Origin of the sequence: Bacteroides sp. 4_1_36, assembly GCF_003466325.1 — a bacterium.
GTDB classification, from domain to species: domain Bacteria; phylum Bacteroidota; class Bacteroidia; order Bacteroidales; family Bacteroidaceae; genus Bacteroides; species Bacteroides uniformis.
This window is the reverse complement of sequence record NZ_QSOX01000004.1, coordinates 170,700-184,139: the sequence shown is the minus strand read 5'-3', so window position 1 is coordinate 184,139 and position 13,440 is coordinate 170,700. Positions and strand designations below refer to the sequence as shown.

The window sequence follows — 13,440 nt, the reverse complement described above, 5'->3', positions numbered from 1 at the left end:
AAAGAAAGAGAGGATACGATGATGATGTTAAACTTTGATTTTGTGCTCAGGTTGCTGGTAGCCGGAATATTGGGTGCCATTATCGGACTGGACCGGGAATACCGTGCCAAAGAAGCAGGCTACCGCACCCATTTCCTGGTATCATTGGGAAGCGCGCTCATCATGATTGTATCCCAATATGGTTTTCAGGAAATCATCAAGGAAAGTAGTGTGACGCTGGACCCCAGCCGTGTTGCCGCACAAGTAGTCAGCGGTATCGGATTCATCGGTGCGGGTACCATCATTTTCCAGAAACAGATAGTCAGGGGACTGACAACAGCCGCAGGAATATGGGCTACTGCAGGCATCGGATTGGCAGTAGGTGCAGGAATGTACACCATCAGCATTGCCGCCACCCTGCTGACTCTGGCAGGGCTCGAACTGTTGAGCCTTATTTTCAAAAGCATTGGCATGAAAAGTTCCGTGATAACCTTTTCCACTTCCAGCAAAGAGATACTGCCGCAAGTGTCCCGGCGATTCAACTCCAAAGACTATCTGGTGGTGTCCTACAACCTGGACCGGCAAGTGCAGGGAGAGTACACCAACTATCAAGTGACCATGGTCATCAAATCCAAGAAAAGCTATGATGAGGGATATTTGCTGCAACTGATGCAGGAATTTCCCGAAGTGACAGTGGAGAAAATCGAATAAAGGGAATCACTGCTGTTTTTCCGTCAGATATTTCCAATAGCGCACGGGCATGTCCTGCTTGTGCTTCCGGGGATTGAGGCGTTCCTTGATGCAGATTGCCTTGAAATAGGTTTTCCAGAGAGACTGGAAAAGCTGTTCGTCTCCGTCCATCAGACTTTCGTCGAGCATGCCGGTGACAAGATGTCCTTCGCGACTGTCCTCACCAAAAGTCACCTGGCGCACCTCCTTCAAGTCGTAATAGTACCCATAGGCTCGCCTGATGTCATAAATCAACCAACGCTGGTCGGCAAAACGGTCCTTGAAATGCCCCGTCACCAAAGGAAGGGCATTCTTTTCGGGCTCGATGGCAGCAAAGAAAGTACCGTCCGCAGCCTTCTGGAAGCGGACAAACTGAAGCAGGCGTATACGCTCCCAATCCACCCGCTTCCACATACGGGAGAACTCCAGCACATCAGGGTCGGCAAAGTTCGTTTCAATGGAGCGAGGAGCATCTATCGCCTTGCGGATATAGCGGAACAGCAGCATGGGAGTTTCCGGTTCCTCTGCCAGCCAGCATTGGGCGAGGCAGGCAAGTGCCGCAGACGACAGCTTCTTCTGCAATCCGCGCCAGACGCGACCGGACTTCTCCTCATCGGTTATCACTGTAAATATTTCATCGTAGAACAATGGTAGAGGCTCTCCCTCCAACAACAGTGCATCGGGGAAAATGCGGCGGGAATAGGCTTCAAAAACAGAAGTCAGCAATCCCTCAAAAGTCTTATCGTATAAAAAGATATTCATTCGCCAAAATCAAGCATCAACTGCCTCTCATCCACTTTTTTCTTGTTCGGTTTGGGCAACAGCAGACTGCGTACCCCTTGCGGAGTCAGCTCATTGACCGTGCGCATCGGCAACTCGCAGCAGGTAATGAAATACTGCGCCTTCTTCATCACCACCCCTATCTTCTTCAACTGGTAGAAACCTATCTTGGAGAAACGTCGGGAAGCCACTATCAGCCGTGCCGACTTCACGCCGATGCCCGGCACGCGGAGCAACATCTCATAATCCACCTTGTTCACATCGATTGGAAACTGCTCGGGATGGCGCAAAGCCCAGGACAGCTTGGGGTCAACCTCCAAATCAAGGTCTGGGTAGGCATCATCCACTATTTCCTCCACCTTGAACTGATAGAAGCGCATCAGCCAGTCGGCTTGGTAAAGGCGGTTTTCGCGCACCAAAGGGGGCTGTTTCAATGCCGGCAGGCGCTTATCGTAGGTATTGACGGAAATATAGCCCGAATAGTAGACACGCCGCATCGTAGGTCCCTTATAGAGGGCCGACGAAAGATACAGAATATCCTTGTCCGTCTCGGCGGTAGCGCCTACTATCATCTGTGTGCTTTGTCCTGCAGGAGCGAAACGAGGAGCGTGGCGGTGTTTCTTGCGTTCTTCCGAACTTTCAAGGACTCCCTGCTGGATGTAGCGCATAGGCGCATATACACTCTTATGGTCTTTCTCCGGGGCAAGCAGTTTCAGGTTCTCCTCCTTCGGTATCTCGACATTGACGCTGAGACGGTCGGCATAAAGCCCTGCCTCATTCACCAGTTCGCGGCTGGCACCGGGAATGCTCTTCAGATGGATATATCCGTTGAAACGATGGATAGTGCGGAGGTCCTTGGCAACGCGCACCAGGCGTTCCATCGTGTAATCGGGATTACGCACCACCCCACTGCTCAGGAAAAGCCCTTCGATATAGTTGCGGCGATAGAACTCCATGGTGAGGTCTACAAGCTCGGCCACCGACAGCGTGGCACGCGGCAGGTCGTTGCTGCGGCGGTTGATGCAGTAGGCGCAGTCGTAGATGCAATAATTGGTAAGCATCACTTTGAGCAGGGAGATACAACGGCCGTCCTCGGCAAAACTATGGCAGATGCCCCAGCCACCCACAGTGTTCCCCAGCATGCCTGCCTTGCCGGAGCGCACCGTACCACTGGAGGAGCAAGAGACGTCATACTTTGCCGACTCTGCCAGTATCTTCAGTTTATTGAGAACGTTTTCATCCATAATACCTGCGTCAAAAGTAGCAATAATACTTTTCAAAAACAAAAAAGACCGCCAGTAGTGGCAGTCTTTCGCAGCATCAAATATGCTTTTTTTCTTACTTCTTAGAAGCTTCCAAAGATGCTTTGCGGAATTCCTTCATAGCTTTTTCGATTTCCAAAGAAGCCTTACGAGCGCGAGTTCCTGCTGCCTTGTTACCGTTTTCCAACTGAGCGTTTGCATCTTTTGAGAAGTCTGCATACAATGCAGCTACTTTTTCAACTAATTCTTTCATAATCCTTTTTAAATTACTTCGTTAATAATGTCTGGCAAAAATACATTCTTTCTTGAAATAAATGCAGAAAAACGATATTTTTTTTGAAATATTCGGTAAAATCGCCGCAAAAAGGGGCTCTTACGCGTTTTTTATCTACTTTTGCAAGCATGAAAACGCTTACTGACACCGAATATATACACGCTCTCATAGCCGAAGGAGAGCACCAACAGCAGGATTTCAAGTTCGAAATATCCGACGCCCGCAAGATAGCCAAAACCCTTTCAGCCTTTGCCAATACAGACGGTGGAAAACTGCTCATCGGAGTGAAAGATAACGGGAAAATTGCCGGTGTTCGTTCGGACGAAGAACAATATATGATAGAAGCGGCTGCCGAACTTTATTGCAGCCCCGAAGTGAACTACATCATGCAGACCTATCTGGTGGAAGGCCGCAGTGTGCTGGTGGTACAAATCGAGGAAAGTGACCGGAAGCCGGTATATGCCAAGGACGAAACAGGAAAATACTTGGCCTATCTCCGCATCAAGGATGAAAACATCCTGGCTACTCCCGTCCATCTGCGCGTCTGGCAGCAAAGCGGAAGTCCGAAAGGAGAACTGATAGAATATACCGAACGGGAACAACTGTTGCTCAATCTGCTGGAAGAAAACGACCGCCTTTCACTGAACCGTTACTGCCGCCTGGCGCATCTTTCCCGACGCGCCGCCGAACATCTGCTGGCAAAGTTTGTTCGTTATGACATAGTGGAACCGGTGTTTGAAGGACACAAATTTCACTTCAAGCTGAAATAGGCAAGGAGATTCCGTCAGGTTTGTCCAGATTTGTCCATGGTACAAATCGCAGCACACGAGCTCATATCACGTTGATTATCACCGACTTGCAAGAAATCTATCTCAGTTAACGACAGAGGTAGCCTTGAATAACGACAGAAGCAGCCTAAAGTAACGACAGAGGGTAGCACTTGTTTTGTGTGAGTTTTTTTTACTACAAATAGATAACTGTACATATACATTATGGGAATAATAAATCTGATAAACGACCTGCTCTGGACCTACATCCTCGTTGCCCTGCTGTTGGGATGCGCCGTATGGTTTACGCTGAGAACCCGCTTTATACAGTTCCGGATGATAAAGGAAATGGTACGTCTGCTGGGCGACTCGGGCGGGAAAGGCGATGCCAAGGAAAAGCATATCTCATCGTTCCAGGCATTTGCCATCTCCATTGCCAGCCGTGTAGGTACGGGCAATCTTGCAGGGGTTGCCACCGCCATTGCAGTAGGCGGTCCGGGCGCTGTATTCTGGATGTGGGTGATTGCCCTCCTGGGTGCTTCCAGCTCGTTTGTAGAATCTACACTGGCCCAATTGTATAAGATAAAGGGCAAAGACTCCTTTATCGGCGGCCCGGCCTACTATATGCGTAAGGGACTGAAACAGCCGTGGATGGGGGCACTGTTTGCCGTACTTATCACCATTACCTTCGGATTTGCATTCAACTCGGTACAGAGCAATACACTGTGTGCCGCTTTCGAAGGCGCTTTCGGGTTCGACCATGCCGTTGTGGGAGGGATCATCACCGCACTCACGCTGACAATCATCTTTGGAGGCGTACAGCGCATAGCCAAAGTCAGCAGCATCATCGTCCCCATCATGGCGTTGGGATACATTGCACTGGCACTTATCATCGTTCTGTTGAACATCAAAGAGCTGCCGGGAGTCCTGGCACTCATTGTCGACCACGCCTTCGGATGGGAGCAGGCTTTGGGAGGGGGTGTCGGCATGGCGCTGATGCAGGGCATCAAACGCGGGCTGTTCAGCAACGAGGCCGGTATGGGGTCCGCCCCCAATGTGGCGGCAACCGCACACGTCAGCCACCCCGTGAAGCAAGGCTTGATTCAGACGCTGGGAGTATTTACCGATACGCTGATTATATGTACCTGCACCGCTTTCATCATTCTGTTCAGCGGTGCTCCACTGGATGGTTCCACAAACGGCGTACAGCTTACCCAGCATGCACTGACCAACGAGATAGGACCTTCGGGAGCCATCTTCGTTGCGGTAGCCTTGTTCTTCTTCGCATTCAGCAGCATTCTGGGAAATTATTATTACGGAGAAGCCAATGTGCGCTACCTTACCCACCGTAAATGGGTGCTCAACATCTACCGTATACTGGTGGGCGGCATGGTCATGTTCGGTGCTGTTGCCACCTTCGACCTGGCATGGAGCCTTGCCGACGTCACTATGGGACTCATGGTGCTCTGCAATCTTATCGCCATCAGCCTGCTCGGAAAATACGCTTTCAGGCTGCTTGAAGACTACCGCGCACAGAAAAGCGCCGGTATCAAAGACCCCGTTTTCACCAAGAACCGCCTGAAAGAGGTAGAAAAAGACATAGAGTGCTGGTGATAACCAACTTATTTCGTACTTTTGCAGCCGGAACCGCCGGATGACCTGCGGTCTTGTAATTTGTAATCAGTAATTCGTAATTTGATATGAGTTTATTTGCCAAACTATTCAACAAGAATACCGGAGAAGTATCTTCGAAGAATGTGGAAGACTTCGTGTCACTGACACGCGTCTACTTCCAGTCTGTAATAGCCGCCAACCTGGGCATCACCAATATCCGCTTTGTGCCGGATGTAGCCAACTTCAAGCGTCTGTTCAAAATCCCCACGCAGGGAGGCCGTCTGGGACAAGCGGAAAAGGCCGCTTCGCGCAAGATGCTGATGCAGGACTACGGCATCAGTGAAAACTTCTTCAAGGAAATTGATACTTCCGTCAAGAAGCACTGCCGTACGCAGAACGACGTACAAGGTTATCTCTTTATGTATCAAGGATTCTCCAATGACTTGATGATGCTGATGGGAAACCTGATGCAGTGGAAATTCCGCATGCCTTCCATCTTCAAGGGAGCACTGCGCAGCATGACCGAAAAAACCGTACACGACGTCTGTACAAAAACCGTATGGAAAAAGGACGATGTACACAAGACGGCAGCGGCAGTACGCCAGTACAAAGAGCGTCTGGGATATTCGGAACAATGGATGACCGAGTACGTTTACAACGTAGTGATGCTGGCCAAAAAGGAACCGAAACAGAAAGCCAACGAAGAGAAATAAAAGAAAAAGAATTCTAAAGAACTTTAGAAACAAGAAGGCGGGAAAGAAATTTCCCGCTTTTTTTTGTTATTTTTAGCAAATGAAATCATTTTCCCCTCACGGAACACAAGGACGCACCCCGCGTCAACCATCATAAATATTAACTTCAAAAAAACAATCGCTTATGAAACAAAAGAAAATGCTTGCACTCACTCTATCACAACTGGAACAACTTTATCGGCACGAACTCCCTGAATTGGTCAGCATCGCCGTTCAAAGCGACGATGCGGAAGCCTTCAAGGCCAACCTGACGGAGTACATTGCCGGACATCCGGAAGTGGACAACGAGGCCGGTAAGCAAATTCGACTCTTGATTGAATTTGACGGGCAGGAAGTACACGAGCTCTCCATCGGAGAACAGCTGCCCATATCAACTTTATCAATGCTGCATTCCTTCCTCACGGGACAATGGGAAGAGGAAACGGAAACGGACCTGTTCATCGACTTGTTCCAGCAGTTCAAACGCCTCCACCAGCCAGCCCCCACCCTGCCCTCCGCACAGAAAATCAAAACCCTGACCGAACGCTGGCCCAGCGGACTGGATGAAGACGTGCAGCATATCCGTGCAAAGAACAAGGAACGCATCCTGCATGCACTGGTGCAGAAGATTGAGCACCGCAAGAACCCGGCTTCCCGCTTCCATTTCGAAGAGGGACTCAGCTACGAGGAGAAGTTCAACCTCGTCAGCGAATGGTGGAATGACTTCCGTTTCCATCTTGCCATGGCCGTCAAAAGCCCTACGGAGCTAAACCGTCTTCTCGGCAACTCCCTTTCTGCCGAAACCATGTACCTGCTCTCAAAAGCCCGCAAGAAGGGAATGCCTTTCTTCGCCACCCCCTATTATCTGTCACTGCTGAACTGCACCGGCAGCGGATACGACGACGAGGCCCTGCGCAGCTATATACTCTATTCACCCCAACTGGTGGAAACCTACGGACAGATACGTGCCTGGGAACGGGAGGATATCGTAGAACCAGGTAAACCCAACGCCGCCGGCTGGCTGCTGCCCGACGGGCATAACATCCACCGCCGTTATCCGGAAGTGGCCATCCTCATCCCCGACACCATGGGACGCGCCTGCGGAGGACTCTGCGCATCTTGTCAGCGTATGTACGACTTTCAAAGCAAACGGCTCAATTTTGAGTTTGACACCCTGCGTCCCAAGGAGACATGGGAAAAGAAGCTGCGCCGGCTGATGGCCTATTTTGAGGAAGACACGCAACTGCGGGACATTCTCATCACCGGCGGTGACGCACTGATGAGCCAAAACAAGACGCTGGGCAACATATTAGACGCCGTCTACCGCATGGCAGTCCGCAAGCGGAAAGCCAATCAGGAACGGCCCGAAGGAGAAAAGTATGCAGAGCTGCAACGTGTACGCCTCGGCTCACGCCTCCCCGCCTACCTGCCCATGCGCATCAATGACGGGCTGGTGGAGATTCTAAGGGAATTCAAGGAAAAGGCGTCTACCATCGGCATCCACCAGTTCATTATCCAGACACATTTCCAAACCCCGCTCGAAGTCACTCCGGAAGCTGCCGAAGGAATACGCAAACTGCTGGCGGCAGGCTGGCTCATTGACAACCAACTGGTATACAACGTAGCTGCATCCCGCCGGGGGCATACTACCCGCCTGCGGCAAGTGCTCAATCAGTTGGGAGTGGTTTGCTACTACACCTTCTCCGTGAAAGGTTTTGAAGAAAACAATGCCGTGTTTACCCCCAACAGCCGTTCCGTACAAGAGCAACGGGAAGAAAAGCGCTTCGGGAAGCTGACCAAGGAAGATGCCCATAATCTGTCCGTACTGCTTGGAACCGTCCATGACCCGGCAGCCTGCATCCGGCGTTTCCTGAAAACGCACCACCTGCCTTTCCTCGCCACCGACCGCAATGTGCTCAACCTGCCCGCCATCGGCAAGAGCATGACCTTCAACATGGTAGGCATCACTCCCGAAGGCAAGCGCATCCTGCGTTTCGACCATGACAGCACCCGGCGCCACAGCCCTATAATAGACCGGCTGGGACAAATATATATCGTAGAGAACAAGTCCATAGCCTCCTACCTCCGCCAACTGCAGGCCATGGGAGAAGACGCCGAAGAATATGCCACCATCTGGAACTATACGGAAGGCAAGACAGAATCCCGGTTCAGCCTCTACGAATATCCTGATTTCCCCTTCCAAATCACCGACAGAATGAGCAATCAGGACATTGCAGGATAGCATATCCAAGATATATTCCGTACTTTTGCAGGCAGAACAATGAAATTGGAAAGTATGGAAATAGAACAACACCCTTTAGAACCCTTCCTTCCCGGCAACGCCCGTCTGCTGATGCTGGGAAGCTTTCCTCCGCAGAAAAAGCGGTGGTCCATGGAGTTTTACTACCCCAACTGGAACAATGACATGTGGAGGATTACCGGGTTCCTTTTCTTCAATGACAAGGATTATTTTGTAGACAAGACGAAGAAGGCTTTCTGCAAAGAACGCCTCATCAGTTTCCTGCAGGAAAAGGGTATTGCCTTGTTCGACACAGCCTCTGCCATACGGCGCCTGCAGGACAACGCCTCGGATAAGTTTCTGGAAGTGGTGCAACCCACGGACGTCCCTGCCCTGCTACACCGGATACCGCAATGCAAGGCTATCGTCACCACCGGTGAGAAGGCAACGGACACGCTGTGCACGCAGTTCTCCATCGACAAGCCCAAAGTAGGTGACTTCACGGAGTTTCTTTTCGAAAACCATCCGATGCGCCTCTACCGGATGCCTTCTTCCTCAAGAGCCTACCCGCTGGCACTGGAAAAAAAAGCAGCAGCGTATCGCATTATGTATCAGGACTTACAGATGTTGTAAGCAACTTTCTTTATAAAATAAGTACGTCTGTTACTTGCATATTTGAAAGTTTGCATTACCTTTGCAGCCGCAAACACGGGAGTAGCTCAGTTGGTAGAGCACCGGTCTCCAAAACCGGGTGTCGGGAGTTCGAGCCTCTCCTCCCGTGCATGAACGAATAATGGCTGTAAGCATTGCTTACAGCCATTATTCGTTTTATAAATGCCTACCGGATATCTATCAGCTTATGTGTCTGCAAACTAAGTCTCCACTTAGGATGCTTCATCACGCAATCCACCGTTTCGGCCGTATTGCTGCAAGAGCAAGGCTGAAGAAAGAAATGCCCGGCGGGCAACTGCTCATAAACAGTAATATCCTGCCCTTCATACACCACCTTCACTTCATTCATACGCGTAATTTCCAGCTTTACCCCCTGCTTGGGAGAGCAGGTCACCCAATCTATATTATCCGGCAGCGGATGGGTACCGTTTGTTTCAATGCAGACATACTTTCCCGCCTGGTGCAGACAATCCACAAATTCACGGTCAATCCAAAGGGAGGGTTCTCCACCGGTCAGTATCACGGTAGCGGCAGGGTATCTACTAACTTCTGTTACGATATCTTCATCGGACATCAGTATGCCGTCCTCATGCTGCGTATCACAGAAGGGGCACTTCAGGTTACAACCGGAAAAACGGATAAAGACAGCCGGGGTACCCGTATGGTATCCTTCTCCCTGCAAACTGTAGAATATCTCATTAATCTTCCTCATAGACGGCAATGTTTGATTCCGACTCCTGCACCTCTACCTTGAAGCAAGTGGGTATCTGGTCGCATATCCAACGGGCTATGTTCTCGGCTGTGGGATTGAAGGACAGCACTTCATTAAGATTATGATGATCCAGCTGTTCCTTTACCACCTGCTTGATGTGACTGAAGTCTACCACCATTCCGTCCGCATTCAGCTCTTTGGAACGGCAATAGACAGTGATAATCCAGTTGTGACCGTGCAGATTCTCACACTTACTGCGATAAGAAAGTTTCAGGCTATGGGCAGCCGACACTTCCATACGTTTGATGACTGTGTACATATTGTTAATACGCTAATTAATATAATAAGTTGCCGCATCTAATGTCACCTCGATGCGACGGCAAAATTACAAAAAACTTAAGATTTATCCATTTACTTCCCTAACTTATTCGTACACACAAAGAGAATTGGCAACCTTACGCTCTGCACTGCCACTCGGGGTATTGGCTATTCCCTTATCCGGCAACGCCCCACTCCACAGCGTAGAAGAACCGCCGCCGTCCAGATTCAACGCATCCTCCCCGCCCAATATACGAATCATATGGGCAAGCTCGGGTATATTGATACCTTCCGCTTTTCCCTTCCGACGTCCGTCAACAACAATAAGCAGGATTTTTCCTTCTCTTGTCAGCGCCACAGCACTGCGGGGATGCTTGGTATTTACAAAATTCCGATTAGTCCCGGACAAGTCGCACACTTGCCCGTCCTTCAGCATCAAAGGGCCGGAAGCCAGCACAGTGCCTTTTTTCAAAGTACATGCCTTTTCTTCCTGCTTGCTCCAGGGAATCAGTTCCAGCCTGCCCTTCTTTATAAGTACAGCTCCATTGGACACTGTTGCCAGAACCCCAGTAGAGGTAGTATCTATCACCACCCCGTCCTTACGCAGATAGCAGACGGAATTTCCGGCTTTCATATCAAAATAGGAGCCATTGATGGCCGCCACCGCACCTGCATGCCGGGCGGCTATACTGGTCTCCTCCTTGGGATTGTGGACGAGCACATCGAAACGGTAGCGCTTCGGGGATATTTCAAAAATAGACACTTCCTGAGGAACTCCATACAAAGAACTGAATACTGCCTTTTTATAAAGCATCCCTTTCTGCAGGGGCTCAGTCTGCCAATCGGCAGAAACGATGGCAAGAGAGTCGGCAGCAGTCTGCGCCATTGCTGCAAACATGCCGCAACAGAGAAACACTGCCAGGAATATTTTCTTTTTCATATAGATGGGATTGGTTTAAATTAATTCATAGCTGCAGATTTGAATCGGCATGTCGAGATTATGCAACACCTTTTCAAGCTGTATACCTTCACGGTTGTCGTACTCGTATCCGAAAGTAGCACGGATACCTTGCAGAATGAACTGCGTGGCACGGTCCAGGGCAATGGGCAAACTGTCGCCTTGCAACAGTGCTCCGGTGATGACACTGGTAAACGTATCCCCCGTTCCGGGATAATGGGCCGGCAGGTAAGGACACGTAACCTTCCAGTAGCGGTTACCGTTCCGGTTATAGGCATACACGGACGTCTTATGCTTATCATCCCGTACGGGCACACTGGTAATAATCACCACTTCGGGACCACAATCGGAAAGCTGGCGAAGGTATGACTTCAATTCCTCATCCGTATTCATCTCCTTATAAGGAATACCCAGCAGATAGAACAGCTCCGTCAGATTGGGGGTAACGACATCGGCCTTGGTGATGAGATGTTTCATTTCATCAATCATGGACTCGTGGAAGTTCGCATAAAGCCGTCCGTTATCACCCAACACCGGGTCTACCACAACCAGACCGTCCGGTCGGCGGAAGTCATCAATAAAGTCAGAAACAATATGTATCTGCCGCGGAGAACCCAGATAGCCGGTATAAAAGGCATCAAACTGTACTTCCAGCTTCTTCCACTCGGAAATAATCTTCGGCATTTCATCCGTCAAGTCCAGAAAAGAGAATTCCGGATACTGGGTATGGCTCGACAATACGGCTGTAGGCAACGGACACACCTGAAAGCCCATAGACGAAAGGATGGGAATGACCACCGTCAGAGACACCCGTCCGACTCCCGACAAGTCGTGGACGGCAACAACCTTCTTTACTTTATTCGCATACATATTATCTATATTATTATTTTTCCTACATTTGCCGCATGAAAACCGTCTGCATCATTTTGGGAACAGTTTCTTTGGCACTCGGCATCATCGGCATCTTCCTGCCGTTGCTGCCCACCACGCCTTTCCTGCTGCTCACGGCAGCACTCTACTTCAGAGGCTCACCCAGACTGTACCAATGGTTGCTGAACCACAAATGCCTCGGTCCCTACATCCGCAGCTTCCGCGAGAACAAAGCCATCCCTCTACGTGCCAAAATCATCTCCCTACTGCTGATGTGGGGAACAATGGTTTACTGCATCTTCTTCCTGATTCCACTAACAGAAATAAAGACAGTATTGTTCCTTGTCGCTGTGGGGGTGACTTGGCATATACTGTCATTCAAGACGTTGAGATAAATGAATGTGCTAATGTGGTTAATGTGCTAATGTGCCAATGACCTGCGGTGTGAGAGTCTAATATACACATAGCGCAGCCAATTAGCACATTGGCATATTAGCACATTAATCAAACTCCTCCCAATTTTTCGAAGAATTCTCCCAACCCCTTCCGAGCATCGGCAAGCTTGTCTTCCCAATGTTTCACGGAGTTCTGCCCGATAATATCCGTCACGTACTTCACCGAAATGAAAGGAACATTCTTGGCACGGCATACCAAAGCCTGGGCATAGGCTTCCATATCCACAACATCACCGGACACATCCGAGAGTTCTGTCAAGAAAGTATCCCCCGTATTGCATACACCGCCTGCCGGCCAGTGTAAACAATATCCTTTTTGGGACAACAAATCCATTGAATCAATCTCATACTCCATACCAAGCTCCACCAGCTTCTGCATATCACGGTCTACAAAATGACGGCATACGAAAATATCTCCTACCCGATGACGGATAGTCCCTGCCGTACCTACATTGACCACCAAGTCCGGTTGCGCATGGCTTATCGCTTCAGAAAGATAAAAAGCCGATTTCACCTTTCCCACACCGGTACGGAGATAGCCTATCTGCACCTCTTCCTCCCCTATCAGTCCGGGAAATTTCAATTCCGTAAATTCGCCTTGTACGGCATAAGTGACTAAAATTCTCATATCATTCTATCTTTTTAGAGTCTGTTTAAATTTTGTCCGGCATGAGGGTGGCAAAACGGTTGATGACACACCCTCCTCCTTCTCATGAAAAAGGCAAAGATAGAAACCTTTTTCAGAAGATTTCCATCTTTACCCCATAAATGTAAAGTCACCCACACTCACAACCTCCCTGCCAGATAAGATTTCAATGACTCTACATATTCCTCAAATGCGTCTACTCCTTGCGGAGTGATCTTACAAATCGTACAAGGCATCTTTCCTTTAAAAGTCTTTGTCACCTCCACATATCCCGCCTTGCTGAGTTTGTCTATCTGCACGCTCAGGTTTCCTGCCGTAGCTTTGGTCTGCTGGCGGATATAGACAAAGTCCGCCTCCTCGACACTAATAAGCAACGACATCACCGCAAGCCGCAGTTCGCTATGGAGCAAAGGGTTCAGTTCTTTAAACATATA

16 protein-coding genes and 1 tRNA gene are annotated in these 13,440 nt (G+C 49.7%); 8 read left to right on the top strand and 9 right to left on the bottom strand.

Annotated features, from left to right (window positions below; translation table 11 throughout):
- The first annotated feature begins 21 nt into the window (after positions 1–21).
- Entirely contained in the window at positions 22–690 is a 669-nt protein-coding gene (locus DXD65_RS06410) for an MgtC/SapB family protein (RefSeq protein ID WP_009036622.1), read from the top strand.
- Positions 691–696: 6 nt separating this feature from the next.
- Here DXD65_RS06410 and DXD65_RS06405 read toward each other — a convergent pair whose 3' ends face one another.
- The 3 genes from DXD65_RS06405 to DXD65_RS06395 all read right to left on the bottom strand — a co-directional run bounded on the left by DXD65_RS06405 (position 697) and on the right by DXD65_RS06395 (position 3,003).
- Positions 697–1,470: a TIGR03915 family putative DNA repair protein gene (locus tag DXD65_RS06405; RefSeq protein WP_009036621.1), complete on the bottom strand. Its 774-nt coding sequence runs from the start codon at positions 1,468–1,470 to the stop codon at positions 697–699.
- A complete protein-coding gene (locus DXD65_RS06400; protein ID WP_008663816.1) occupies positions 1,467–2,732 on the bottom strand; it encodes a putative DNA modification/repair radical SAM protein in 1,266 nt (421 codons plus the stop codon). The genes DXD65_RS06405 and DXD65_RS06400 overlap by 4 nt, the downstream gene beginning before the upstream one ends.
- A 94-nt stretch (positions 2,733–2,826) precedes the next feature.
- Positions 2,827–3,003: a histone H1 gene (locus DXD65_RS06395; RefSeq protein ID WP_005826447.1), complete on the bottom strand. Its 177-nt coding sequence runs from the start codon at positions 3,001–3,003 to the stop codon at positions 2,827–2,829.
- A 149-nt stretch (positions 3,004–3,152) separates the two neighbouring features.
- Between DXD65_RS06395 and DXD65_RS06390 the strand changes: the two genes are divergently transcribed.
- From DXD65_RS06390 to DXD65_RS06365, 6 genes are all read left to right on the top strand, one after another.
- The gene (locus DXD65_RS06390; RefSeq protein WP_035449670.1) at positions 3,153–3,794 is read left to right on the top strand and encodes a helix-turn-helix domain-containing protein; all 642 of its coding nucleotides are present in this window, start codon (positions 3,153–3,155) and stop codon (positions 3,792–3,794) included.
- 222 nt (positions 3,795–4,016) lie between these two features.
- On the top strand, positions 4,017–5,405 hold the full coding sequence (locus DXD65_RS06385) for an alanine/glycine:cation symporter family protein (RefSeq protein ID WP_117887431.1): 1,389 nt from the start codon (positions 4,017–4,019) through the stop codon (positions 5,403–5,405).
- 86 nt (positions 5,406–5,491) lie between these two features.
- On the top strand, positions 5,492–6,118 hold the full coding sequence (locus DXD65_RS06380) for a hypothetical protein (RefSeq protein WP_005826441.1): 627 nt from the start codon (positions 5,492–5,494) through the stop codon (positions 6,116–6,118).
- Between the two features lie 163 nt (positions 6,119–6,281).
- The gene (locus tag DXD65_RS06375; RefSeq protein WP_005835841.1) at positions 6,282–8,378 is read left to right on the top strand and encodes a KamA family radical SAM protein; all 2,097 of its coding nucleotides are present in this window, start codon (positions 6,282–6,284) and stop codon (positions 8,376–8,378) included.
- Positions 8,379–8,432: 54 nt separating this feature from the next.
- Entirely contained in the window at positions 8,433–9,008 is a 576-nt protein-coding gene (locus DXD65_RS06370) for a uracil-DNA glycosylase family protein (RefSeq protein ID WP_016273281.1), read from the top strand.
- 75 nt (positions 9,009–9,083) lie between these two features.
- Positions 9,084–9,156, top strand: a tRNA-Trp gene (locus tag DXD65_RS06365).
- Between the two features lie 57 nt (positions 9,157–9,213).
- Here the strand turns inward: DXD65_RS06365 and DXD65_RS06360 are convergent.
- The 4 genes from DXD65_RS06360 to DXD65_RS06345 all read right to left on the bottom strand — a co-directional run bounded on the left by DXD65_RS06360 (position 9,214) and on the right by DXD65_RS06345 (position 11,905).
- Entirely contained in the window at positions 9,214–9,759 is a 546-nt protein-coding gene (locus tag DXD65_RS06360) for a 7-carboxy-7-deazaguanine synthase QueE (RefSeq protein ID WP_005826427.1), read from the bottom strand.
- A complete protein-coding gene (gene queD, locus DXD65_RS06355; RefSeq protein ID WP_005826426.1) occupies positions 9,746–10,078 on the bottom strand; it encodes a 6-carboxytetrahydropterin synthase QueD in 333 nt (110 codons plus the stop codon). The genes DXD65_RS06360 and queD overlap by 14 nt, the downstream gene beginning before the upstream one ends.
- Before the next feature lie 105 nt (positions 10,079–10,183).
- Positions 10,184–11,017 carry a phosphodiester glycosidase family protein gene (locus DXD65_RS06350; RefSeq protein WP_117719936.1) on the bottom strand — a complete coding sequence of 278 codons (834 nt, stop codon included), beginning with the start codon at positions 11,015–11,017 and terminating at the stop codon, positions 10,184–10,186.
- A 15-nt stretch (positions 11,018–11,032) separates the two neighbouring features.
- Complete coding sequence (locus DXD65_RS06345; RefSeq protein ID WP_005826422.1) at positions 11,033–11,905, bottom strand: pyridoxamine kinase; 873 nt, start codon at positions 11,903–11,905, stop codon at positions 11,033–11,035.
- A 35-nt stretch (positions 11,906–11,940) separates the two neighbouring features.
- Here DXD65_RS06345 and DXD65_RS06340 point away from each other — a divergent pair, with 35 nt between their 5' ends.
- Positions 11,941–12,300 carry a YbaN family protein gene (locus DXD65_RS06340; RefSeq protein WP_009036614.1) on the top strand — a complete coding sequence of 120 codons (360 nt, stop codon included), beginning with the start codon at positions 11,941–11,943 and terminating at the stop codon, positions 12,298–12,300.
- A 109-nt stretch (positions 12,301–12,409) separates the two neighbouring features.
- Here DXD65_RS06340 and DXD65_RS06335 read toward each other — a convergent pair whose 3' ends face one another.
- Entirely contained in the window at positions 12,410–12,988 is a 579-nt protein-coding gene (locus DXD65_RS06335; RefSeq protein ID WP_005826419.1) for an MTA/SAH nucleosidase, read from the bottom strand.
- Positions 12,989–13,146: 158 nt separating this feature from the next.
- Positions 13,147–13,437: a winged helix-turn-helix domain-containing protein gene (locus DXD65_RS06330; RefSeq protein ID WP_005826416.1), complete on the bottom strand. Its 291-nt coding sequence runs from the start codon at positions 13,435–13,437 to the stop codon at positions 13,147–13,149.
- Positions 13,438–13,440: the final 3 nt, after the last annotated feature.

Excerpts from the sequence above, each read along its gene's own strand:
- DXD65_RS06330 (WP_005826416.1), bottom strand. The coding sequence starts at position 13,437 with ATGTTTAAAGAACTGAACCCTTTGCTCCATAGCGAACTGCGGCTTGCG.
- DXD65_RS06400 (WP_008663816.1), bottom strand. The coding sequence starts at position 2,732 with ATGGATGAAAACGTTCTCAATAAACTGAAGATACTGGCAGAGTCGGCA.
- DXD65_RS06370 (WP_016273281.1), top strand. The coding sequence starts at position 8,433 with ATGGAAATAGAACAACACCCTTTAGAACCCTTCCTTCCCGGCAACGCC.
- DXD65_RS06350 (WP_117719936.1), bottom strand. The coding sequence starts at position 11,017 with ATGAAAAAGAAAATATTCCTGGCAGTGTTTCTCTGTTGCGGCATGTTT.
- DXD65_RS06360 (WP_005826427.1), bottom strand. The coding sequence starts at position 9,759 with ATGAGGAAGATTAATGAGATATTCTACAGTTTGCAGGGAGAAGGATAC.
- DXD65_RS06335 (WP_005826419.1), bottom strand. The coding sequence starts at position 12,988 with ATGAGAATTTTAGTCACTTATGCCGTACAAGGCGAATTTACGGAATTG.
- DXD65_RS06385 (WP_117887431.1), top strand. The coding sequence starts at position 4,017 with ATGGGAATAATAAATCTGATAAACGACCTGCTCTGGACCTACATCCTC.
- DXD65_RS06390 (WP_035449670.1), top strand. The coding sequence starts at position 3,153 with ATGAAAACGCTTACTGACACCGAATATATACACGCTCTCATAGCCGAA.
- DXD65_RS06395 (WP_005826447.1), bottom strand. The coding sequence starts at position 3,003 with ATGAAAGAATTAGTTGAAAAAGTAGCTGCATTGTATGCAGACTTCTCA.
- DXD65_RS06380 (WP_005826441.1), top strand. The coding sequence starts at position 5,492 with ATGAGTTTATTTGCCAAACTATTCAACAAGAATACCGGAGAAGTATCT.
- DXD65_RS06405 (WP_009036621.1), bottom strand. The coding sequence starts at position 1,470 with ATGAATATCTTTTTATACGATAAGACTTTTGAGGGATTGCTGACTTCT.
- DXD65_RS06340 (WP_009036614.1), top strand. The coding sequence starts at position 11,941 with ATGAAAACCGTCTGCATCATTTTGGGAACAGTTTCTTTGGCACTCGGC.
- queD (WP_005826426.1), bottom strand. The coding sequence starts at position 10,078 with ATGTACACAGTCATCAAACGTATGGAAGTGTCGGCTGCCCATAGCCTG.
- DXD65_RS06345 (WP_005826422.1), bottom strand. The coding sequence starts at position 11,905 with ATGTATGCGAATAAAGTAAAGAAGGTTGTTGCCGTCCACGACTTGTCG.
- DXD65_RS06410 (WP_009036622.1), top strand. The coding sequence starts at position 22 with ATGATGTTAAACTTTGATTTTGTGCTCAGGTTGCTGGTAGCCGGAATA.
- DXD65_RS06375 (WP_005835841.1), top strand. The coding sequence starts at position 6,282 with ATGAAACAAAAGAAAATGCTTGCACTCACTCTATCACAACTGGAACAA.